General features: G+C 74.2%; 13 protein-coding genes. 1 reads left to right on the top strand and 12 read right to left on the bottom strand.

Annotation, left to right across the window (positions count from 1 at the left end):
• On the top strand, nucleotides 1-143 hold a 143-nt coding region (locus KMZ30_RS20955; protein WP_215512587.1), incomplete at its 5' end, for an integrase core domain-containing protein.
• 31 nt (nucleotides 144-174) lie between these two features.
• Here KMZ30_RS20955 and KMZ30_RS20950 read toward each other — a convergent pair.
• The 12 genes from KMZ30_RS20950 to KMZ30_RS20895 all read right to left on the bottom strand — a co-directional run bounded on the left by KMZ30_RS20950 (nucleotide 175) and on the right by KMZ30_RS20895 (nucleotide 21917).
• Entirely contained in the window at nucleotides 175-771 is a 597-nt protein-coding gene (locus tag KMZ30_RS20950) for a hypothetical protein (RefSeq protein WP_215514196.1), read from the bottom strand.
• Nucleotides 771-1697 (bottom strand): WXG100 family type VII secretion target, encoded by a 927-nt coding sequence (locus tag KMZ30_RS20945; RefSeq protein WP_215520188.1) that lies wholly within the window; start codon nucleotides 1695-1697, stop codon nucleotides 771-773. The genes KMZ30_RS20950 and KMZ30_RS20945 overlap by 1 nt, the downstream gene beginning before the upstream one ends.
• Before the next feature lie 64 nt (nucleotides 1698-1761).
• Entirely contained in the window at nucleotides 1762-2034 is a 273-nt protein-coding gene (locus tag KMZ30_RS20940) for a WXG100 family type VII secretion target (protein WP_215514194.1), read from the bottom strand.
• Nucleotides 2035-2114: 80 nt separating this feature from the next.
• Nucleotides 2115-6533, bottom strand: a complete 4419-nt coding sequence (locus tag KMZ30_RS20935) for a type VII secretion EssC family protein (RefSeq protein ID WP_215514193.1) — start codon at nucleotides 6531-6533, stop codon at nucleotides 2115-2117.
• Nucleotides 6530-8920, bottom strand: a complete 2391-nt coding sequence (locus tag KMZ30_RS20930; protein ID WP_215514192.1) for a transglutaminase-like domain-containing protein — start codon at nucleotides 8918-8920, stop codon at nucleotides 6530-6532. Before KMZ30_RS20930 ends, KMZ30_RS20935 begins: the two co-directional genes overlap by 4 nt.
• Complete coding sequence (locus KMZ30_RS22565) at nucleotides 8917-10281, bottom strand: DUF58 domain-containing protein (RefSeq protein WP_215514191.1); 1365 nt, start codon at nucleotides 10279-10281, stop codon at nucleotides 8917-8919. Before KMZ30_RS22565 ends, KMZ30_RS20930 begins: the two co-directional genes overlap by 4 nt.
• A 10-nt stretch (nucleotides 10282-10291) precedes the next feature.
• Nucleotides 10292-11260, bottom strand: a complete 969-nt coding sequence (locus KMZ30_RS20920; protein ID WP_215514190.1) for an AAA family ATPase — start codon at nucleotides 11258-11260, stop codon at nucleotides 10292-10294.
• A gap of 18 nt (nucleotides 11261-11278) precedes the next feature.
• Nucleotides 11279-17446, bottom strand: coding sequence for an Ig-like domain-containing protein (locus tag KMZ30_RS20915; RefSeq protein ID WP_215520187.1), 6168 nt, complete (start codon nucleotides 17444-17446; stop codon nucleotides 11279-11281).
• A 157-nt stretch (nucleotides 17447-17603) separates the two neighbouring features.
• On the bottom strand, nucleotides 17604-19133 hold the full coding sequence (locus KMZ30_RS20910) for a serine/threonine-protein kinase (protein WP_215514188.1): 1530 nt from the start codon (nucleotides 19131-19133) through the stop codon (nucleotides 17604-17606).
• Nucleotides 19130-20524, bottom strand: a complete 1395-nt coding sequence (locus KMZ30_RS20905; RefSeq protein ID WP_215514187.1) for an FHA domain-containing protein — start codon at nucleotides 20522-20524, stop codon at nucleotides 19130-19132. The genes KMZ30_RS20910 and KMZ30_RS20905 overlap by 4 nt, the downstream gene beginning before the upstream one ends.
• Entirely contained in the window at nucleotides 20521-21297 is a 777-nt protein-coding gene (locus KMZ30_RS20900) for a PP2C family protein-serine/threonine phosphatase (protein WP_215514186.1), read from the bottom strand. The genes KMZ30_RS20905 and KMZ30_RS20900 overlap by 4 nt, the downstream gene beginning before the upstream one ends.
• A gap of 2 nt (nucleotides 21298-21299) precedes the next feature.
• Nucleotides 21300-21917, bottom strand: coding sequence for an RDD family protein (locus KMZ30_RS20895; RefSeq protein WP_215514185.1), 618 nt, complete (start codon nucleotides 21915-21917; stop codon nucleotides 21300-21302).
• Nucleotides 21918-22110: the final 193 nt, after the last annotated feature.

The following is a 22110-nucleotide window of genomic DNA, read 5'->3' as shown; positions in this document are numbered from 1 at the left end:
CCGAATGGGCCTACCGGCAGGTCTTCACCAGCAACCAAGCCCGCGCCGACGCCCTTGCCCCCTGGCTCGAGCTGTACAACACTCAGCGACGCCACACCGCCCTCGGCGGACTCCCACCGACCAGCCGTCTGTCACCAACCTGATGGCCGGGTACACCTAGTCCCGGGACCCGGGTCATCCGACCGCCACGAGGAGGTCGCGGACCGCTGCCGGCCAGTCGAGAGGCTTCGCGAACTCGGCGTCCCGGGCCTGGCCGACCTCCATTCGCCGGCCACCGAGCCGGGAGGCGACCAGGCCCGCCCGTCGTCCGGCCGCGTCGGGCCCGAGAACCACCGTGTGGCGCTCGCCGTCGGTGTCGTCCGCCAGGCCCGCCACCAAGGTGACGGCTGCTTCCCGGGTTGCCGTGCTGAAGGTGTTGACGCCGGTCAACGCTGCCACCCGGAGGAGGTCGTGGCCCGCGTACCACTCGACGATCGGTGAACCCGGCACGTGGTCGAGCGCGGCGTCCGCCTCGTACGCCGTGAGGGCGGGCACCGTGTCACCCACCGCGACGACCACGTGGTGGAGGGCCCCGTCGAGCTCGTCTCCGACGAGGAGGCCACGCAGGGCGAGCGTCGTCGTGCCACGGACGACCGCCGCCGCGACCTGCGGACGGGAGCTCGGGTCCACCGTCAGGAGCGGCCTGACCCACGACATGCCGAGGAGGGCCGCTGTCGCCAGGAGCTCGTCGTCGGTCACGACCACGAGCTGCTGGCCTGTCGGAGCAGCCATCAGAACAATACCCGGGGAATCACCGAGAAGACCGCCTTGCCGGTCTCCTCGAGCACCACGTGCGGGTTCTTCGCCGCGAACGACACCGTGGACGCCAACCCGTCGAGCGACCAGTCCACTCGCGGGACCTCCTCGGCGATGATGCCGGCGGCCGAGCCGACCATGCCGGCAAGCTTCACGGGGGGCGGCCCGGCCGCCTTCATGACATCGGCCACGGAGTTCGTCACGGCGGTCGTCCGATGGAGGGCGTCGCTGTTCGGGTCGGTGAGCTGCAGCGCGTTGCCGATCAGAGACACACCGGTCCCGAGGAGACCGAGCTCCTTGACCGCCGATGACCTGGCCAAGGAGTCGAGGGGGCCGTTGACGGTCAGAGGTCCGTCGAGCCATGCCTTGAAGTAGAGATCCGAGGGCTGGAGATGGGCCCCGAACATGCGTGCCGCCTTCGACAGTCCTCCGAGAACCTCCAGGGTGTCGTCGGAGTACCTGCCCACGAGGTTCGCGTTGTGCCCCACACCGGCCAGGAAGTGCGCCCAGGCTATGGGGGTCCCGAGCGAGTCGACCAACGCGGAGAGATCATCGAACGCCCACGGTCCGCTTGACGCGGCGGCGGCGGTCGGACGGGCCGTCCGGTCACCTCCGCCGGCGGTCGCGCCCGTGGTCGCGCTGGTGTCTCGCTGCTCGTGGGCGTTGTTCAGTGCGGATCGGCCCAGCCCCTCCACCGAGCCGGCCGCGCGAAGGAGGGCGGGACGGTGCACCGTGCGCCACTCCGCGACGAAGGCGCGGCCCCGGGACCCCCACCACGACGCCTCCGCCGTCGCGACCATCGAGTCGACGGTCCGGACGACGGACTGCACGGAGTGCCCCTGTCGCGTCAGCTGCCGCCCGACGGACTCGACGACATCCGCGTCCATCCCCAGTCTGCTCATGCGCCCTCCTCGGCCGCGGTCCATCCGGGTGGGCGCCTGTCAGGGACGCCCACCCGGATGGAGGTCAGTGGCCCGAGACCTGCCGCTGGTCCTGGGCGTTCTTCTTGGCCGTGCGGCTCAGTTCCTCGATGGCGTGCGACGCCTTGGTGAGGGCCGGCTTGTGCTGCGAGTTCCACCAGTCGGCGAACTGCCGCGAGTCCTGCCCGTCCCAGACGTGGACCGCCTGGTTGACGAGGGTCGTGATCTGCGAGATCGCCTGCTGCAGCGCGGCCGACTGCTGGTGCAGCCCCCCCGCGACGCGCTCGACCTCGTCGACGTCCATTCCGAGTCGTGCCATGTCGTGCTCCTTGTGCGTCGTGGTCCTCGACGTCCGCGAGGTCCTGCGTGGATCCATCCTCCGGGCTCCGCCGGCTACCGTCACGTCACCGAATCGAGTGACAGGACAGGCGAACTGGCGGAGCTGGGGGTGCGTGAGACGGCGAGCTGGCCGAGGTGCACGCGGCCACCTCCCGCCAGGTAGCCACGCCCGAGCGGGAAGTCCCGCCGGGCGGTCCGGATCGGGAGGCGGACGCCGAAGCAGTCCCCGGACCCGGCGTCCGGTTGCAGCAGGAAGCCGCGCCGGGACGTGTTGAGTGCGCCGACCAGGTTGTAGGGGCGCTGGACGAGAGAGGGCTCGGAGTCGGTCACCACGAAGGCCCCGACGCGCACCGCGGAGCGGACGACCTCTTCGAGGACGAGCTCGACCGTCGAGCCGTCCCAGTCGGCGGCCTTCTCGACGACCACGACGACGGGTCGGACCAGGTCTCGGGCGAAGACCGTCGCGAGCCGTCCGGCCAGCGCGTCCGCCTGGTCCGTGCCGAGTGCCGTCGCGGTCCACCCCGGGTCGTGGAGCAGCGGGCTGCGGCGGTCCTGGGTGAACAGGTAGCTCTCGGTCGACGCGTCCCGGCGTCGTGCCGCCGCCACGATCGTCGCGAGCGCCGTCGTCCGGCCCGAGACCGGAGGTCCGGCCACGACGAAGGTCCCCTCGGGCAGGACGGACATCGGCCCGAGGGTGTAGTCGGAGACACCCACCACGATCTCCTCACCTCGGGATGCGGGGAGGTCGGCGAGCGCCACGTCCTCCGGCAGCCGGCGCACCGGCGGCGCCTCGGGCACGCCCGCACGCCGCAGCGCCTCCGCCATCGTCCTCACCCGCTGCGCCTGCTCGCCGAACGCCGGCGAGGTCCCGAGCACGGCGACCTGCATCTCGTTCCCCTCCCACACCGCCCGCCCCGGAGGCGACGACGGGGTCAGCACCGTCCGTGGGACGCCGAGGTTGTCGTACTCCTCGAGCGACGTCATCCGCAGGACGAGCCGCTGCTGCACGGTCGCCGCGAGCTGGACGGGCGTCCCCCCGGAGCGGTCGGACGTGAAGACCACGTGCACACCGGAGCGATGCCCTGCGCTCGCGATCGCGGTGAGTCGGTCGATCCACACCTCGTGGCCCTCGTAGGCCTTGAGGAAGCCCCCGAGGTTGTCGACGAGCAGCAGGACACGCGCCTCGTCGTGGTTCCCGGACTTCGTCCGATAGTCGATGACCGACGCCGCGTCCACGGCGCCGTACCGGGCCGCTCGCTCCTCGACGAGATCACCCAGCCAGGAGATGAGCCGCCGCACCCGTTCGTCGTCCGAGCCCTTGACCACCGCGCCGACGTGCGGCAGCTCCTCGATCATCATGAGGCTCTGGGTCCCGAAGTCGAGCCCGTACACCCACGTGGGACCGTCGTGGTGACCCAGGCCCGCCGCCACGGCGAGGGTCCGCAGCACCGTGCTCTTGCCCGCACCGGACGCGCCGAGCACCGCGAGGTTCCCCGAGCGTTCCGGCTCGAACGCGACCACCCGCTGCACCTGGTCGCGGGGCAGGTCGACCATCCCGAGGACGAACCGGTCGCCCGGGTCCCGCTGATGCCGGGCCAGCGGCACGAGGTCGTAGACCGCGTCGAGGGCCTTGAGCCACGGTCGGCGCGGGGGCGCAAGGGCGGCCAGGTCGTTGGCCGCCCGGATCGTCGCGACGACGCGCGAGATGTCGGTCGGCGCCTTGACGTCCGTCTCCGCCGGGGCGGTGGCCTCGGGAAGCTCCCATGGAGCCCCGACGCCGAGGACGAGCTCCTCCACCCTGATGTCCGGTGTCGAGGGGCCGGCGCCGGTGTGCCCTCCGGCGTAGGCCGTCTGGAACGGCACGAGTCGCCCGGGCCCGGTCTTCGAGACGGCACGGCCGGGCAGGTCGGGGTCGAAGAACGCCGCCTCCGCGGACCCGAGGACGTCCGTGGAGTCGGCCTCGTCGGCCACGCGGAGCGCGAGACGCAGGTTGGTGTTGGCCCGCAGGTTGTCCTTGATGACCCCGGCCGGCCGCTGCGTCGCGAGCACGAGGTGCAGCCCGAGCGACCGCCCGCGCTGCGCGACGTTGACGACACCGTCGACGAACTCGGGGACCTCCTGGACCAGGGCCGCGAACTCGTCGACGACGATGACGAGGCTCGGCGGCGCGGACGGCATCCACTTCTTCTCCATCGTCATGAGGTCCTTCGCCTTCGCCCGCTCGAGGACGTGCTCGCGATGGCGTAGCTCGGCCGAGAGGGACTCGAGGGCGCGCTGCACCCCGTGGGAGTCGAGGTCGGTCACCATCCCGACCGTGTGCGGCAGGTTCGCGCAGTCGGCGAAAGCGGAGCCACCCTTGTAGTCGACGAGGAGGAAGGTGAGCCGCTGCGGACTGTGGTTCGCCGCCATCGACAGGATCCACGCCTGGAGCAGCTCCGACTTCCCCGCACCCGTCGTGCCGCCGACGAGCGCGTGCGGGCCGTCGCTGCGCAGGTCGAGGTGGAGCAGGGACGGCCCGCTGTGGCCGACCGCGGCCCGCAAGGACGCCTCCTTGAACCACGGTTCACAGGCCCGCGGGCCGGTGAGGACGGAGTGGTTCTGCGTCCACCGCTCGAGGACGGCCTCGGGCTGGTCGCCGAGCGCCTCGTACCCCTCCATCGAGAGGAAGGCGATGGACCGGGGGATGTCGCTCGCGTCCTCGTTCCGGGCGCCGAGGTCGACGACCGGGGCCAGCGAGCGGGCGAAGGCCAAGGCGTCCTCGCCGGACACGGTCTCCGTGGCGACGGGCGTGACGGAGGCGGCCTCGTGGACGAACCCGACGCCCGACTCCGACACCGTCGAGGTGTCGACGAAGGTCCGGCAGGCCGCCGGCAGCTGTTCGAGGTCGGGGGCGACCCAGCAGACGTGCACCCCGTGGCGCCAGCCGTGCTCGGACAGCTCGACGAGCCGGCCGAAGTCCGCGGGGGCGCTGCTCTCGATGACCACGAGCACGGCCGGCCCCTCGGCGGACTCCTCCTCGGCGCGCCGCGCGACCAGGGCCTCGAGGGCCGTCAGGAGCACGACGGCGGCCCGCGGGTCCGACGCGAGGTGGCGGGCCTCGACGGGGCTCCACGGGGCGTCGACGTGCGGCAGCCACTTGAGCCACTCCCAGTCCGGCGCGCTGCGCTGGGAGGTGAGCAGGGTGACCGCCACCTCCGCCGGCGAGTGCAGTGCGGCGACCTGCACGACGAGCGCCCGGGCGGCCGCGACGGAGGCACCCCGCGGACCGGCGATCCCGATGCCGCCGGTCGTCGCCGGGGTGGCGACGACCGGGACGTCCGCGACGGTCCCGAGGTGCGCGAGACGCTCGCGCCCCTCCGCCAGGAGCTCGCGCGGGGCGTTCCTCCCCTCGATGGGCGCGACGGTCGAGCGGCTCGCGAGGGTGCCCCGACCGAGCCGCAGCTCGAGAAAGCCCCAGTCGCCCGGCCGCCGCGTCCACATGAGCGGTCGGCGCTGGTGGGCGGCCTCCAGGCACTCGGCGACCGACGGGTACTCCGCCCGGCGCGCCGCCGCCTCGACCTCCGCCTCTTCCCGCACCTCCTCGACGAGCAGGTCGAGGTCCTCGCGGTAGGCGGCGAGGGCGGCTCGGTCGACGCGGCGGCCCTGTCGCCGCTGCTCCCACCACGAGCCGATCATCATGAGCGGCGAGAGCGCCGCGAAGAGGATCGAGGTCCACTGCCGCGTCGTCAGGTACAGGATCCCGGCCATGAGCACCGGCAGGACGAGCATCGTCATCGGGAAGCTGTGGGCCTGCGTGCGCTGTGGCGCCTCGGGGGGCTCGAACTCCTTTCCGGCGTAGCGCGGTGCGAGCCGTGGTGAGCGGATGAACCCCACCGCAGACGACTCGGTCCGCCCCGCGGCGGTCGGTTGCGTCGTGAGTCGGAAGGACAGCACGGAGTCGCCGACCCGCACGCGGTCGTCCGGCCTGACCACCGCCCGGGACACCAGCCCCCCGTTGACCTCGACCCCGTTCGCCGAGCCGGTGTCGACGACCTCGACGTGGTCGGTGACGTTGACCCGGGCGTGGGCCCGGGAGACCATGACGTCCGACAGCCGGATCTCGCTGCCCCGCTGCCGTCCGACCATGTTGGTGCCGGACAGGAGGGGGATCTCGACGCCGGCGTCGGGGCCCTCGTGGACGGTGCACACCCCGACCGACGCGCTCGCGGAGACGGCGAACTGCGTCTCGACCTCCGCGAGGCGGATGGTCGCGCCGGACCGGAGCGGGCTGTCGGCGAGCGGGGTCCTCGGGTCGAGCACGCGCTCCCCGTCGCGCACCACGGCGAGGGTGACCTCCGCGAGGCCGGGTCCCGACGAGCGGTCGGGATCGGACAGCGCCAGGTGGCCCGCGAGCTCGCCCACGGTCGTCGACGCATCCGCGGTCACGAGGAGGTCCGTCGCGGCCCCTCCGCCTCGACGCAGGGTGACCTTGAGCTTCACGAGGCGCTCCTTACGTGGCGCAGCCGCCGTACCGGCCGCCGCCGTGGCCGGACGGTGGACGCGGCCGGACGGGTCTCGACCGGGCGGGGGTCGCGGTGCAGCAGCGAGGTCACGGCGAGTCGTCGGGTCACCCGCCGACGGAGCGACGCGCGACGGGTGAGGTCACCGCGGGCGGTCCGGACGGCGGACCAGAAGCGGGCCACCTCGTCGTCGTCCGGCTCACCCGCACCGAACACGGCGGCGTCCGCCCGGGCGGCGAGGGCGGCGAAGCCCGTGATCCGCGCCTGCTCCCGCCGGGTCAGGCCCTTGGGGACGACGACGCCGAGGTCGCGGGCGCGGTCGACCACCTCGGTCCACCCCTGGGCGAGCCGACGGCTCGGCGGACCGGTTCCGCGACGCCGGCGGGCCCGGAGCCCACGGACGACCGCGAGGAGCAGCGCGAGGCCCACGACGCCGCCGACGGGGACGGCCACCCAGCGCAGCACGGTGAGCACCCAGGCCGGCACGAGCGGCCCGTCACCGGGGTCCGACGGCTCCACGGTCGTGGGCTCGTTGGACAGGAGGGCGTCGAGGGAGCCGGGCGGGCGCACCGCGTTCGGCGGCGGAACCTCGGCGGCGTTCTCCTCGGCGACGGGCGGGGGCGGGTTCTCGTCGGGTGTCTTGTCCCGGTCGGGCATGAAGCGCTCGCGTGGCACCGCGTACCACCGGCCGGACGCGTCGCGGACCTCGACCCACGCGTGCACGTCCTTGCCGGTGACCCTTCCCCCCTCGGGGACCAGGGCACCGAGGACGACGCGGGCGGGGATGCCGAGGTCGTTCGCGACGAGGGCGAAGGTGCTCGCGTACTGCTCGTCGTTGCCGACCGGCTGACGGGCGCCGAGGAAGGACGCGAGACGACCCTCGCCGTGGCCCGGCAGGTACTGCGCCTGCCCTGCCCCGCTGCCGTCCGAGTAGGCCCCGCGGGACCGCAGGGCCGCACCGACGGCCTGCAGCGCCTCCCACGACGACCCGGCGGCGGCGTCCTTTCCGGCGAGCTTCGCGGCCGCCGGGCCGACGAACGCGGTCAGCCCGGTGTCGACGGTCGCCCCGGCGCCGGCCCGGAACCCGCTCTCCGGGACGAGCGGCACCGCTCGCTCGGTCGACGTCACGGTGTCACCGGCGGCGAGGCGGGTGCTGACGACCGACTGGCCCGTGCCCGCGTCGTAGCGCAGGCCGTCCGCCAGGGCCCGCGCCCGAGGCCCGGCGAACAGCACCCGCGTCGAGGACCCCGTTCCGGGGACCCAGAGGTTGAGGCCGTTGTCACCCGCGTAGTAGTCCTCGACGCGCACGGTCACGGTGGCCGGCGCGGTCGTGGGGTCCTCACCGGAGGGCGCGATGGAGGTGCCGACGCGACGGAACCCGCCGCCGCGCTCGGGCGAGGTGGCCGCCCAGACCGTGCCCGAGTAGTCGTCGAGCACCGCGAGCCGCAGCCGCCCACCGGCGGGCACACCCGACACCTGGAGCATCGGCTCGTCCCAGGCCCGCTGCGCACCTTCGGTGTAGGTCCGGAAGCCGACGAGCGGGCTGGGGTAGCGCGTGATGTCGAAGGGCGGAGCGACGAGGCTGCGCAGGACGAAACGCTCCCCACCGGGCTGGGAGGCCCGGCCCGCGCCGGCGCCGACGCCGAGGGCGACGGCGAGGAGGACGACGGCGACGACGGCCTCCTGGCGGTGGCGGGCGCCGTGACCCACGACCTGCACGGTCCGGCGTTGCCGCAGCCCGATCCACACGACGGCGAGGGCACCCACGGCCAGCCCGCGGACGAGGAGGTCTCCCGGGGCGACCGTCCCGAGGAGGATGCCGAGGGCGACCGCGGTGAGGGGGACGAGCACCGGGCGAGCCGCGTGGCTGCTGCGGCGCGCCCAGGCGAAGGCGGCGGCACCGGTCGCGAGGCCGAGGGCGTAGGGCAGGACGAGGAAGGGCCCGGACCCGTCGACCGGTGGCAGGGTCGTGAGGAAGTCCTTCCACCCGGTCACCGAGACCGTCCCGAGCTCCCGGAGCACCTGTGGGCCGGGCAGCACCCCCCCGATCGCGCGAGGCCGCAGGGCGACAGCACCGCCCGCGACGAAGAAGGCGAGCACGGTGAGGAGGGCGAGGACGACCCAGGGCTGCCGCAGGACCGTCGCGACGTGGGCGACGGCGACACCGAGGAGCAGACCGGTCGCCCCGACGGCGAGGAAACCGAGGGAGTCGAAGGAGGTCCGCAGGCTCGAGAGCGCGACGAGACCGAGGACGACGACGAACCCCGCGTCGACGAGGTCCTCGCGCGTCGGTCGCCCGGTGACGGCGATCCGGCCGATGGTGCGGGAACCCGTGCGTGAGGGCACCCGGGCAGTCTCCGTGCTCATGCGGCTCCGCCTCCCCGGAGGAGGAGCGGCAGGTCGGCGAGGGACCCGACCGTGAGCACGGTGATCCCCCCGGTGCGCTGGCGCCCTGGGGCGGCGCCCGCCTCCACCCGCACCGCGACGACGTTGACGTCCGGGCCGAACACCCGCCGGGCGCGTCGGAGCCGGCCGAACTCGGCGAGCGCACCCGTGACGACGAGAACCGAGCTGAGGTCCGGCGCCGCGTGGGCGAGCAGGCCGGCAGCCGTCTCGAGCGGGACCTCGTCGGGCGTCGCCCGGGAGAAGACGTCGAGCGCGGTGTGCCGGGCCGGTCGGGACACCACGTGCGGTCCGACCGCCTCGCTGAGGTCCATCCCGTCCTGGAGGGTGCGGACGGCGACGGACGCGCCGACGGCCACGGCGGTCTCGAAGTCCTCCTCGTCGAGCCAGGTGCTGGCCAGGGTGTCGAGGAGCACACCGACGTGCGACCGGCGGGTGTCGAGGAACTGGCGCACCATGAAGTCGTCGGAGCCGCTCGCGGCCGAGCGCTTCGCCGACGACAGCCAGTGGATGTGCCGACGGTCGTCGCCGGGCGCGTACTCGCGCAGGGCGTGGAAGGCCAGGTCACTCATCGACACCTCGTTCGTGGAGCGGCCCTCGAGGTCCTTGAGGAGCCCGGTTCCGAGACCGTCGAGGGGGACGGTGCGGGGGTGGACGAAGAGCTCCTGGACCCGGGTCCAGACCACCTCACGGCTCAGGAGACCGAAGGGGTCACCCCGTCGGCTGGCGGCCGGGCCCACCGGGTAGACACCACGGGCCCGGCCCGGCAGCACGACGACGTCGGTCTCGACGGCGCCCGGAGCCATCGCCGGCAGGGGAAAGCGCGTGGTCGAGCCCGCGGTGGGGACGTCCAGGGCGACCGGGAGCAGCCGCCCGCCCCCCGTGTTGGTCACGCGCACCTCGAGCGAGGAGGCGTCGCCCGCGAGCACCCGCGGGGGGTCGAGCTCGAGGTCGACCGCGAGGGACATCCGCCCGACGGTGAGCAGACAGGAGAGGGCGAAGAGCGCGACGAGGCTCCAGCCCGCGTACCGCAGCTCCCCCCAGCCGAGTGGGCCGCTGACGAGGAGTGCGGCGACCCCGGTCACGAGGACGAGCCGGCCGGTCCCGGTGACCCACCCGAGCACGGCGCCGACGGGTCGGGTCACCGGCGACGCGAGGTCCCGCCACCGCTCGACCGTGTCCCGGACCTCGGTGGTGGCCCGGACGAGCCCGCGGGTCGGGCGACCTCGCCCACCGGTGCGGCGGGCCCGAGGACGGCTCGGCCCCTCGGTCGCGGCCGGGGCGCGGTGGTCGGCCGGTGTGGGCTCGGCGGGTGCGGTCGTCACGGGTCCTCGTTCAGCCCAGACGCTGGGACGGGGCGGCGATCTCGGAGAGCAGGTCCTCGACGACGCGCTCGACGCGGACCCCGGTGAACTGGGCCTCGTCGCCGAGGACGAGCCGGTGGCCGAGGACCGGCTGCGCGAGGTCCTTGACGTCGTCCGGCGTCACGTGGTCGCGCCCTTGGGAGGCCGCCCAGACCTTCGCGCAGCGGATGAGGGCGAGCCCGCCGCGGACGGACAGCCCGAGCGCGACGTGCGGGTGGCGCCGGCTCTCCTCGGCGAGCCGCGAGACGTAGGCGAGGATCGACGGGTCGACGTGGATGCGGCCACCCAGCTGCGTCATCTGCGAGACGCGTTCGGCGCTGATGACCGGGGTCACCGCCGCACTGCGGTCGCGCGTCTGCGCGTGGCCGAAGAGCTCGACGGTCGTCTCGTGGTCCGGGTAGCCCAGGCTCGTCTTCATGAGGAAGCGGTCCAGCTGGGCCTCCGGGAGGCGGTAGGTCCCCGCCTGCTCGATCGGGTTCTGGGTCGCGATGACCATGAACGGCTCCCCGACGGCGTGGCGGGTGCCGTCGACGGTGACGTGGCCCTCCTCCATCACCTCGAGGAGGGCGGACTGCGTCTTCGGCGAGGCCCGGTTGATCTCGTCGGCGAGAACGATCGTCGCGAAGATCGCCCCGCGGTGGAACGAGAACTGCTGGGTGCGCTGGTCGTAGATCGTCACCCCGGTGACGTCGCTGGGCAGCAGGTCGGGCGTGAACTGGATCCGGCTGTGCGAACCCGCGACCGTGTTCGCGATGGCCTTCGCGAGCTGGGTCTTCCCCGTCCCGGGGTTGTCCTCCAGCAGGAGGTGACCCTCCGACAGCAGGCAGGTCAGCGCGAGGCGGATGATGCGCTCCTTGCCGCGGATCGCGAGGTCGACGTTGCGGACGAGCTGGTCGAAGGTCTGCTCGAACCACTGCGTCTGTTCCGTACTGATGCTCATGAGTGCCCCTTCATCGTGCTATCGCTGTACACACAGATCGCCCCTCGTGTACTCACCGTCGCCGAGCAGGTGCGTCGGGTCGTTGAGGTTGCCCTGGTTCCCCCGCGTGCTCGCCGGGTGGTTGCCGCTGCCGTCGACACGCCAGGTGACGTCCCAGTTCACGAACCCACCTGACCCGTCGACGTGGCAGTAGACGTTCGACCCCGGGGTGAAGCCCTGCAACCGGATGTAGGCCAGACCGGCGCCGTCGTGGCTGACGTAGATCTTCGGCTGGGGTCGCGGGTCGGAGGTCTGGGTGCCGGAGCTCACCCGTCCGGGCACGGGACGCCCGGCCGAGTCCGAGATCGTCACGTGGGCGCGGTCCGAGGTGCCGTAGTCGACCGCGTAGCTCCACGACGAGTCGATGGCCCCTGCGCTGCTGACCGTCCACCGTTGGCCGCTGTCCGTCGTCACCGTCGCCGTGACCGGGCGCCCGTTGCCGTCCGCGCGTACCTGCACCGTGAAGGTGCGGTTCGCGCTGCCACCCCTGGACAGGCTGATGGTCGGTGCCGGCACGGGCCCGTAGGCGTTGACCGTGACGGGGTTCGACACCGAGCACACGTCGCTCTCGTTGCACACCGACATCGAGATCTTGTAGTCGACACCGTTCACCGGCACCGAGACCGTCCTCGACTGTCCGGCCACCCCACCGGGATCTGCCGCGAAGGTGGTGACCGCGCTCCCGTTGACGAGGATCGACACGGTCGAGCTCGCCCCTCGCGACGCCGGCACCGAGTAGTCCACGGTCACGGCCCGGTTCGCACCCGTCGGTCGTGCGCTGACGGCAGACCAGCCGGCCGGTCGGCCGACGGGGGAGATGCTCGCGGACCGGGTCGCGGACTCCCGGGTCACCCCGAGGAAGGTCGTCCGTCCGAGGACCGCGTAGCGGTAGGTCGTCCCGAACCGCACGCCGTCGTCGACGCAGTGCGTCGCGCGCGTGTCCGCGCAGACGGTCTTGCCGTCGGTCGTGCGGGTGACGGTGTAGAGGATCGGCGAGGGTCCGTTCTGTTGGCCTGCGGGCCACCGGACGTCGACGGCCGTGGTGTCGCTGTCGGCGGCTGCCACCGGCCCGAAGGTCACCGGCCCGTCGAGACCGGGCGTGCCCGCCGCCATGCCCTTCGCGGTCGTCGACGGACCCGGGCGGTACCGGTTCTTCGCGACGATCGTGAACGTGTAGGCGGGTCCGTTCTTCAGACCGGTCACGGTGCCGGTCAGGGCCGTCCCGAAGCGCTTCTGGATCCCGTTGACGGAGACGATGTAGTCGGTGACCTGCGAGCCGTCGACCGCCGCCGCGCCCCAGGCGAGCGTCACGGAGCCGTCGCCCGCCGCGGTCTGGCGGAGGTTGGGCACCGCCTTGGGTGCCTCGTCCGGGATGTAGGTCGCCGACGAGGGGCTCCAGTCGCCGTCGCCGGCCTTGTTGCGCGCCCGCACCTGGAACGCCACCCCGGTGCCGTTGTCGAGGCCCGTGATGGTGCACGGGGAGGAGGGGCAGGACTGCGTGCCACCGGGCCACTGCACGTCATACCCCTGGATGGGGGCCCCGTTGGCCGCGGGGGCGGTCCAGCCGAGCGACGCCGAGTGGCTGAGGGTCGTCCGCCCGACCTGGGGTCGCGGCGGGGCGTCCGGGCGCCCGAAGACCTGGAAGGAGATCGTGCCGCTCACCTGGCGGTCGGCACGGGCCCGGTCCGGGACGTCGCTCGCGACGACCCGGAAGGTCATCGTCCCGTGCGCGTCCGCCGCCGGGGTGATCGTGACCGTCGAGCCCTGCGCCGACTGGGAGGCCGACGCGCCGGAGGTCTTCGTCACCGACACCGCGGTCGGCACCGCGTCGTCGAGCGAGGACGCCAGGTACGAGGCGAGGTCGACGGTGCGGGTCTCGCCCTGCTTCATCTCCGGCAGGACGATGGGAGCCAGCCGAGGGGGTGGGGCGGCGACGACCCGGACGTGCAGCGTCGACGGGGTCGCGGCGGTGCCGGTGGCGGTGACCGAGAGGGAGCCCTTCGTCCGGGGCTTCGCCGAACCGCTCGCGTCCAGCCGGAACCGTCGCTGACCCGATCCCTCGACCGAGACCCCGCCGGCCTCGTCGGCCCACGTCGCGTCGAACCGCAGGCCGTCCGCCATGGCGGTCGTGGGCGCCCACACGCTGCAGAGCGACATCGGGTCCACGGTGAGGGGCCGCCCTCCGGCGACGAGGGTAAGCTCGTCCTCCGGGCAGCGGATGACCGGGGTCTCGGGCCCCACCTGCACGGGGATGGTCACGGTGCGCGTCACGCCCTCGGGGTCGTCGAGGCTCGTGCCGTCGGTCACCTCCGCCGTCACCGCCGCCGGCCCGACGTAGCCCGCCTTCGCGGTCACCGTGAAGGACGTCCCCCCGACGGCCTCGACGGTGACGTGACCGGCCGGCGAGGCCGACAGGGTGTCCGTCGTCGTCAGCGTGACGGGCTTGCCGGCACCGTCGCCGACGACCGTCCCGACGGGGACCGTGACCGCCCGGCCCTCGTCCACCCGGATCAGGGCGTCGGGCCGGACGAACGGCCCCGGGGCCCCGGCACTCGGCACGTGGAGGACGGCCGCGCTCGTCGCTCCGGACTCGTCCGTCACCTCGAACGGGATGCTCTGCGCGGTCGTCGACATCGGCACGGAGACGACACCGCCGCTGACCGTGCCCGGAGTGGCGACCCGGGTCACCGTGAGCTGGGTGGTGTCGCCGTCCGGGTCGTAGGCCGCCGCGAGGACGTCCGCGGACGCGCGGCCACCGTCACCGGGCTCCGCGACGGCGTCCCGGACCCGCGGCGGGTTCTTCGCCCCGTCCTGTCCGATGACGACGATCTCGCCCAACGTCGACGTCCCCGCGTTGCCGAGGAGCCCGTACGACACCGTCGTCGGCCGTGCGTCCTGCGAGGGCGCGGTCAGGGTCACGACGTTCGTCGACGGGTCCAGCCGGGTGCCCTCCGGCAGCGTCGGGTTGGTCTCCTCGAGCGGACGCACCTGGACCGGGTCGGTGGCGCCGTACAGGTCGTTGTCAAGGGGGGCGACGGTGATCGACGACCCGGGGGTGGCCGTCACGGTGTCGGTGACCGGCACGGCGGGCTGCGGGAGGCCCGGCTGCCTGACGGCGACCCGGACGATCGAGGTCGACGTCGCGCCCCAGCGGTCGGTGATCGTGTACGAGAAGGTGTCCAGGCCGGTCGAGTCCTTGCTCGGGTACGCCAGGTACTCGATCCCGGTCGGGGACAGACCCTGCACCCGCCCGAGCGTCGGGGCCGAGGCGACGCCGAGGACCGAGGTCGAGTCCCCGTCCGGGTCGGCGCCGTACGGGTCGACGTCGATCGTCAGCACCTCGCCCGCGACGGCGCGGGCCTCCAGCGGCCGGGCCGAAGGGGCCCGGTTCTCGAGCTGCGGGCCCGGGGGCGGCGTCACCGTCACCTCGAGCAGGCCGGTGCCCGTCTGGTTCGCGTCGTTCTCGGCGACGTACTCGACCTGCAGGGTGCGCGGTTCCGTCACCGAGGCGGGGGCGACGTACCGGATCCGGTCGCCGGCGACGTACGCGGTCCCGAGGTCGGTGCCGCCGGAGCCCGGGGCCGCCGCGGGGTCGACGACGACGAGCCGACCGACTGCCTCCTGCCCGGGGACGTCCGCCCGCAGCGTGAGCGGACGCCCGCCCTTCGTCGTGTCGTTGTCCAGCACGGGCACGAGGACGGAGTCGCCGGACCGGACGGTCGCCTGGTCCGGCCGCGTCACGGGCGGGTCGTTGTCGATGGCGGGCAGCTGGGTGACGACGAGGTCGCCCGTCGCCTCGCTCGTCCCGTTCGTCACGGTGTAGCGCACGGTCTCGGAGCCCCCGGCGAGCGCGGCCGTCGTCGGGACCACCCGCAGCCAACGACCCTTGAGCACCGCCACCTGCACCTGGTCCGGGTGCTCGGCCGCGGCCGCCGTGACCGTGAGGATGCCACCGGCCGGGTCGACGTCGTTCGCGAGGACGTCGACGACGACCGGCGACTGGCCGTGCACGGCGGCGTCGTCGGGCATGGCGACCGGCCCCGAGTCGACCGACCCGGGCTCGAGGGCGTCGATCCGGATCCGCCCCTGCTCCAGAGGGGCGCTGCCGAACGCCGCCTCGTAGTCGAGGAAGACCGTGCCCGGTCTCGACGCGGTGACGACGACCTCCCCCGTCGTCGTGTCCGTCTCGACCGACACCCCCTTCTTCTCCGCGACGGGGGCGGCGAGCGCCAGCACTGCCTTGGGGTTGAGGGGGTCGGCGCCCTGGGTGTCGTTGGCGAGCGGCGCGACCGAGATCGGCTGGCCGGCCTCGCCCCGGGCGACGTCGGGCTCGGTCCGCGGGGGGAGGGCCCGTGTGGCGTCACCCCGCTGCACCTCGACCCTGGTCTCGCCGGACGTGGGGTCACCGCGGCCGTCCGACACCCCGTAGGCGATGCGGACGCTGCCCCCCTCACCGGAACCGGGCGCCGTGAGCTCGATGCGACCGTCCGGTGTGGCGAGCGCGGACCCGGCGTCCGGCTCGACCTCCGCGATCGTCACGGGGTCGCCGTCGCCGTCGCGCCAGGAGTCCAGGACCGGCACCGCGATGGTGCCGCCCGCGGCCACCACGAGCTCGGCGTCCTCCACACCGGAGCGCCGGTAGGGTGCCTCGTTCTCGTCCTCGGCCCGGGCCTGCACCGTGACCGTCCCGCGCGCGGTGCTGACCCCGTTGCTCACGTCGTACTCGAAGACGCCGTCGCCCCCGTCGGCGTCGAGGGTGTAGCGGACGGTCTGCCCGTCCGGGCTGATGACCGCGCTCGCGTGCGGGTTCCCGGGGTCCGTCACCGCCGAGATCGAGAGCACCTGGCCCGACGGGTCCGTGTCGTTGTCGAGCACGTGGAGGAGCGTCGTGCGGCCCGGGCGGGCGCCGAGCCGGTCGTCGTGCGCCTTCGGCTTGTTCTTCTTGTCGTCGACCGCCTGCTTCTGCGGAGCCTGGTCGCTCGACGCGTCGTCCGGGGGGCTCACGGTCTTCCACTGGTAGAAGCTCTCCTGTCGCTCGAGGTCGAAGATCCTCCCGTCGGCGACGTCGTTGAGCAGGGCGGCTCCACGGTTGACGCGGAAGACGGGCTGACGCAGCGTCCCCTCGCGGTCGACGGGGATCTCCGTCGCGGCCGCGCCCGCGCAGCTGCGACCCACCCGTCCCGGGCTGCCGGCCCACGCGGACCACACGCAGCCGGCGACGGCGACCGGCTCGGCGGGGGTCCCACCGTTCCCGGCGAAGACGGCGGAGGGGTCGACGGCGCCGTTCGCCCCCACGCGGTACAGGCCAGCCGGGGAGGCGACGACGAGGGCACCGGCGGCCACGGGAGCCTGGAGCCTCAGCACCCCTTCGGGTGCGGCCACCGACCCGGAGCCCTCGCGCGTGACGACGCGCCCCGAGGCCTCGTCGAGGACGACCGGGACGTTCCCGACCGCGCTGACGTCGACGGGCCCGAGCTGCGTGGCGACGGTCGTGGCCACCGGCTTCCCGAGCTCCCCCGCCCGCACCGGCACGGAGACGAGCCGGCCGTTGCGGCCGACGACGTGGATGCCACCGTCCGTCCCGACCGCGAGCGCGGACCAGCTGGCCGCGGCCTCGTCGCGGGCGGGAGCCGGCCCCACCGCGGCGAGCGCCGGTGCCGTCCCGGCCAGCGCGTCGAGCGGCGGGAGGCCGCCCTCGGCGTCGTAGCGGACGGCGCGGACCTCGCCCTTCGCGACGTCCAGCACGGCGAGGGTCCCCCCACCCATCCGCACCACGGCGGTCGGTGAGACGTCGACGCCCGCGTCCTCGACCGTCCGTCCGGTCCGCACGTCCACGGGGTAGAGCCGGCCGCCTCCCACGTCCCGGGCCAGCACCGTCCCCCCATCCTGCACGACGTCGAGGTCGGAGGTCGCCTGGGCGCCACCGGGAGGGTTGAAGAAGGCGTCGAGGAAGGAGGCGTAACGGTTGAACCGCCCGAAGGTGTGGTCGACGTTGGAGGTCACCCAGATGCCGGAGTCGTCGAGGTCGACCTTGCGCACCGGGTAGCCGGTGGCGAGCACCGCGTAGGCGACGAACGACCCGACACACAGCAGGGCGACGACGACGCTCGCCACCCGACGCACGCGACCGGCCAGTGCGTTCCTCATCGGTCCCCCTCCCGCGACGACCCGTCCACGGGGTCACCGTAGGAAGCCCGGAGGTCTCGCAGGACGACGGCGCTCCCGGTGTCCCCATAACGACGTACCGGGACGAGCGGGTCTCGGGCGTCGATGACCGAGCACCAGTCGAGAAGTCGGATCATGTTCAGCCGCAGGTGGGTTCGGGAAAATCTCGGGTGGCTCCGCTGCCGTCGGACCGGACGACGATGACGCTGAGGCAGACCGTGCCCCGCGTCGGGGCCGGGACGGTGAGCGTCGGCTCGTCACCCGTCGTCTCCGATCCGCCGGGCCCCCCGACCCGGAGGCGGTAGGTGTCGGTGGAGAGCGCGCCGTCGTACCGCCACGTGAACACGACGTCTCCACCCCGCCGGTCGGACGAGACCTTGACCGGCCCGGCCGGACCCTGCAGCGCGTCGACCTGGCCGGGGGCGTCGACCGTGGCACGGGCCGCGGGGACACCCTCCCCGTCCCCGCCGGAGCCCAGGGCCCAGGCCCCGGCAGCGGCAGCCACCACGAGGAGGACACCGGCCCCGACGAGCAGACGCCGGACGCCACCGGTCGCGACCGGGTCGCCACCCTCGTCGATCACGACCGAGCTGGTCCGCGGACGCAGCCGGGTCGGGTCCCCCGTCCCCTCGTCACCGGTGGCGACCCGGCGCGGCCGCAGCGCCGTGCCCACCGAGTCCGACGGCAGGTCGGGGCGCGTGGGCCGGGGAGGCGGGGCCACCCGACGCGGTCGGCGGACCGTCCCGTCGGTTCCGTCGGCGTCCGGCGGCGGGTCGCCCACCGGTCCGCGGGGGTCCCCGGGCCCGGTCGGCTCCAGGACCACGAGCCGGGTCGGGGCCAGCCCGAGGGACTTCTCGACCTGCAGGAGTCCCCGCGCGAGGTCGCCTGCCGAGCGTGGTCGACGCGCCGGGTCCTTGGCGAGCGCCTCGCGGAGCAGGCGGTCGAGCTCCGGGGGGACGTCACCCCGGCCCGTCTCGGGCGGGGGCACCTCCCGCGCCCTGCGCGCGACCGCCCGGTCCGAGTTGTCGCCCCCGATGACCTCGAACGGCGCGCGACCGACGAGGAGGTGCCACAGCGTCGCACCGAGGGAGTACACGTCGGACTGCACGGAACCGTTGCTCGTGGACCACAGGACCTCCGGTGGCGACCAGGGTGGGGAGACGCCGACCGTCTCGTCGTGCGGGTCGTCTGCGGCCGCCGCGGTCCGGGCCGCCCCGCCGAAGTCGGTCAGACCGATGTCGCCCGCGGCGTCGACGAGGATGTTCGCCGGCTTGACGTCGCGGTGGACCAGGCCGGCCCGGTGCGCCGTCTCGAGCGCCCCGGCGACGCCGATCCCCGCCCGCAGGACCTCGGCGAGCGAGAGGCGCCCGCCTCTGGCCCGGTCCTCCATCGTGCCCGCCCCGTAGACCTTCATCGCGAGGTAGGGGCGCCCGTCGACGCAGTGGCCCATGCCGTACACGGGGACCACGCACGGGTGCTCGAGCCCGGCCATCGCCTTGACCTCGGCGAGGAACTGGGCCACCACCTCCGGGGACAGCTCGGACGCCCGCAGCACCTTGACCGCCTCGGAGCGTCCCAGGGCGCGGTTCTCGTAGAGGTGCACGTCCCCGAAGCCGCCCCCACCGAGGGTCCTGACCCAGACGCGGTCCGCGATCACGGGCCCGGTCACGGCGTCGCCTCCACGCGGATCTCGAGGATGTCCGCGAGGACGATCCGCCCACCCGGGTCGACCGGGAGGGGCTCGCCCGGGACGAGCGGTCGGCGGGCCCCCGCCGGGTCCACGAGCACCGTCCCGTTCGTCGAACCGAGGTCCTGGACGGTGATCCACCAGCCGTCGGTCGCGACGAGCGCGTGCTGGCTCGACACCTCGGCGCGCGGGTCCTCGATCCGGACACGGTGCGGCTCCAGGCCGACGTGCCCCGCGGGGACCCGTGGGTCGCGACCGAGGACGAGGGGGCGGTCCAGGGGGAACGCCTCGCCACCGGGGAGGACGAGCCGCCCGAGCACCGGTGGTGGGACCTCGACCTCCTCCTGCGGCGGCACCGCGCCGCCGCACACGCGGCACCGCTCGGACCGGGTCTGCGTCAGGTGGCCGGCGGTGCATCGCTTCGCGAGGACCGTCGTCATGCGGCGGAGGAGCTCGGCGCGGTTGACGGTCCGCGGCTGCAACGGCGACTCCGGTGCGGTGCGGTGCGGTTCTGCCACGGACGCGCCCGCCGGCGGGGTGGTCACCGTCTCCGGGACGGTGCCCTCGGCGGGGAGGGCCCCGGACCGGGCGGGGGAGACCGGGTCGGGGTCGAAGCCGGGAATGGCGCCGACGTCCACGAAGCCCCCGACCGCATCCCGGTCGCCGAGGGGCGGCTCCCCCTCGGGGTCGGCGTGTCCCGTCGGCACCGGGTGCTCGGACGGGGTCACCGGTGTCACCCGTCCGCCGGTCCCGGGGTCCGGCTCGTCGGACGGCGTCTCGGGGACGTCCGACGGTGGCGGCGGCCCGGCATCACCGGTCACCTCCCCCGAGGGGACCGCGTCGCGCATCAGGTCGACGTAGAAACCGATCGCGTCGGTGGCCACCGGGCGCGGCTCCACCGGCCGGTCCGCCGGTTGCTCCGTCGGCTCCTGCTCGGTCACCACTCCCGCGGACGGCTCACCCACCGTCCACTCGGACGCGGGCACCAGGCCGCCGCCGTACGGCACGGGTGGTCCGTCGGCGACCGGACCGACGGCGAGGACCACACGGCCGACGTCAGGCACCGTGCGGTCGGTCCAGAGTCCTGACCCCTCGACCACCTCGTCGTCGCCCAACCGCACGGTGCCGGTGCCCCGGCACATCATCCGCGCCGTGCCGTCCGCGTGCACGGCGAGCAGGGCGAACGAGGGAGTGCGGGTCAGCCCGCCCGCCGCGAGCACCTCGAGCACGGCGTCGACCCCTCCGCCCATGGTGACCGCCTCGAGGAGGAGGAGGGACTGCTCGTCCCCGGCCGTGAGGTCGGCGAGGACGGTGAGACCGTCGTGGTGGACGCCGCTCAGTCGGCCGGCGCGGTAACGGACCGTGGGGCTCATGGACGGCTCCTCGGGTTGGTCGACCCGACCAGGGGACGGTCGGCGGCGGTCGACGCCTCGTCGACGACGACGACGGTGACGTTGTCGTGGCCGCCCTGCTCGAGGGCGCGGCGGACGAGGAGGTCGGCGGTCATCTGCGCGGGGTGGCCGGCCGCCAGCACCGCGGCGAGGTCGGGGTCCGCCAGCTCGTCGGTGAGACCGTCGGTGCACAGCACCCACCGGGTCCCCGTGTCGGCGGGGACGAGCACCAGGTCGACCTCGGGCGCCGGCTCCTCCCCGACCGCTCGCGTGATGACGTGACGTGCCGGGTGCACCCGCGCCTCCTCCTCGGTGATCGATCCGGCGTCGAGCAGCTCCTGGACCTCCGAGTGGTCGGCCGTCACGCGGTGCAGGACGCCCTCCCGGACGGCGTAGACCCGCGAGTCCCCCACGTGGAAGACCGCCCAGTACGACCTCTCGCCGTCGAGCAGCGCGATCCCCGCGACGGTGGTCCCCAGCCCGGCGGCGGCCGGGTGCTCGCGGGCGTGGGCGCAGACCCGGTCGTTCGCCCGCCGCACCGCCTCGCGGACCGACCGGCCGGAGAGGACCCCCGTCTCCAGCTCCGCGAGGACCTCAACCGTGAGGGCACTGGCGACGTCCCCCGCGGCGTGTCCACCCATCCCGTCCGCAACGACGAAGAGTCGCTCCCCGCAGTGCACCGCATCCTCGTTGAGCCGGCGCACGGCGCCGGTGTCGCTCGCGCGGCCGACAGCCACCACCCTGGTGGGAGCCATCGTCACGACCTCAGCGAGCGCAGGACGTCCCGCACCGCCCGCGCGAACGGCACTCGGGGCACCTCGACGACCACGGTCGCGGCGACGCGGTCGTGCAGCGCCCGGTTCCGGCCCGAGGGGTCGGTGAGGAAGGTCAGGAAGCCGAGGTAGCAAGGGAGCGCCATCGCCGCGAGGGTGAGCGTCCGCAGCACTGCCCGGGCCAGGCCGATGGGCGCCGCGGTCCCGGCGTCGACGACGCGAACGCCGAGCATCCGCTGGCCCGGCGTCTGCCCGATCCGGGCGGTGGCGACGAGGAGCACGGCGACGACGGCGAGGACCAGCACGAGGTGGCCGACGGCGACCACGGCGAGGACCACCTCGGCCATCCCGGCCGGCAGACCGGTAGACACCTGCCCGAGGACCAGCGCGAGGACGGGCCAGCCGAGGGACACTCCACCGCCGGCCAGCCCGTCGACGAGGCGGGCGAGGAGCCGGGTCCCCAGGGCCGCCGGACGCCCCGGCTCGGGGCTGCGTCCGGTCCTCCGGTGCTCCGCGGCCACACCGGGCGAGCGGTCGAGCCGCAGCGACGCGTCGTCGGACGGGTCGGGCCGCGAGGCGGATGCAGCCGGATGCACGGCCACCTGCGCCGGTGGACCGTCGCCCCGCGACGGCACGGCCTCCGTCAAGGCCCCCTCGGCGACCGCGCGGAACCCGGGGCGACCGGCGGGTTCCGGGACCGCCGGGTCGGTGAGCGCGGCGCGTCGTACCGTCGCCCCGGAGGCCAGCGGACCGGAGGCCGAGGTCCGGGTCGCGCCGACTCCGCAGGCCGGACAG

It is taken from the genome of Phycicoccus mangrovi, assembly GCF_018729305.1.
Lineage (GTDB): Bacteria > Actinomycetota > Actinomycetes > Actinomycetales > Dermatophilaceae > Phycicoccus > Phycicoccus jejuensis.
The sequence above is the reverse complement of the archived record's forward strand: the minus strand, read 5'-3'. Positions and strand labels throughout refer to the sequence as shown.

Excerpts from the sequence above, each read along its gene's own strand:
- KMZ30_RS20950 (WP_215514196.1), bottom strand. The coding sequence starts at position 771 with ATGGCTGCTCCGACAGGCCAGCAGCTCGTGGTCGTGACCGACGACGAG.
- KMZ30_RS20940 (WP_215514194.1), bottom strand. The coding sequence starts at position 2,034 with ATGGCACGACTCGGAATGGACGTCGACGAGGTCGAGCGCGTCGCGGGG.
- KMZ30_RS20945 (WP_215520188.1), bottom strand. The coding sequence starts at position 1,697 with ATGAGCAGACTGGGGATGGACGCGGATGTCGTCGAGTCCGTCGGGCGG.
- KMZ30_RS20915 (WP_215520187.1), bottom strand. The coding sequence starts at position 17,446 with ATGAGGAACGCACTGGCCGGTCGCGTGCGTCGGGTGGCGAGCGTCGTC.
- KMZ30_RS20930 (WP_215514192.1), bottom strand. The coding sequence starts at position 8,920 with ATGAGCACGGAGACTGCCCGGGTGCCCTCACGCACGGGTTCCCGCACC.
- KMZ30_RS20920 (WP_215514190.1), bottom strand. The coding sequence starts at position 11,260 with ATGAGCATCAGTACGGAACAGACGCAGTGGTTCGAGCAGACCTTCGAC.
- KMZ30_RS20900 (WP_215514186.1), bottom strand. The coding sequence starts at position 21,297 with ATGGCTCCCACCAGGGTGGTGGCTGTCGGCCGCGCGAGCGACACCGGC.
- KMZ30_RS20905 (WP_215514187.1), bottom strand. The coding sequence starts at position 20,524 with ATGAGCCCCACGGTCCGTTACCGCGCCGGCCGACTGAGCGGCGTCCAC.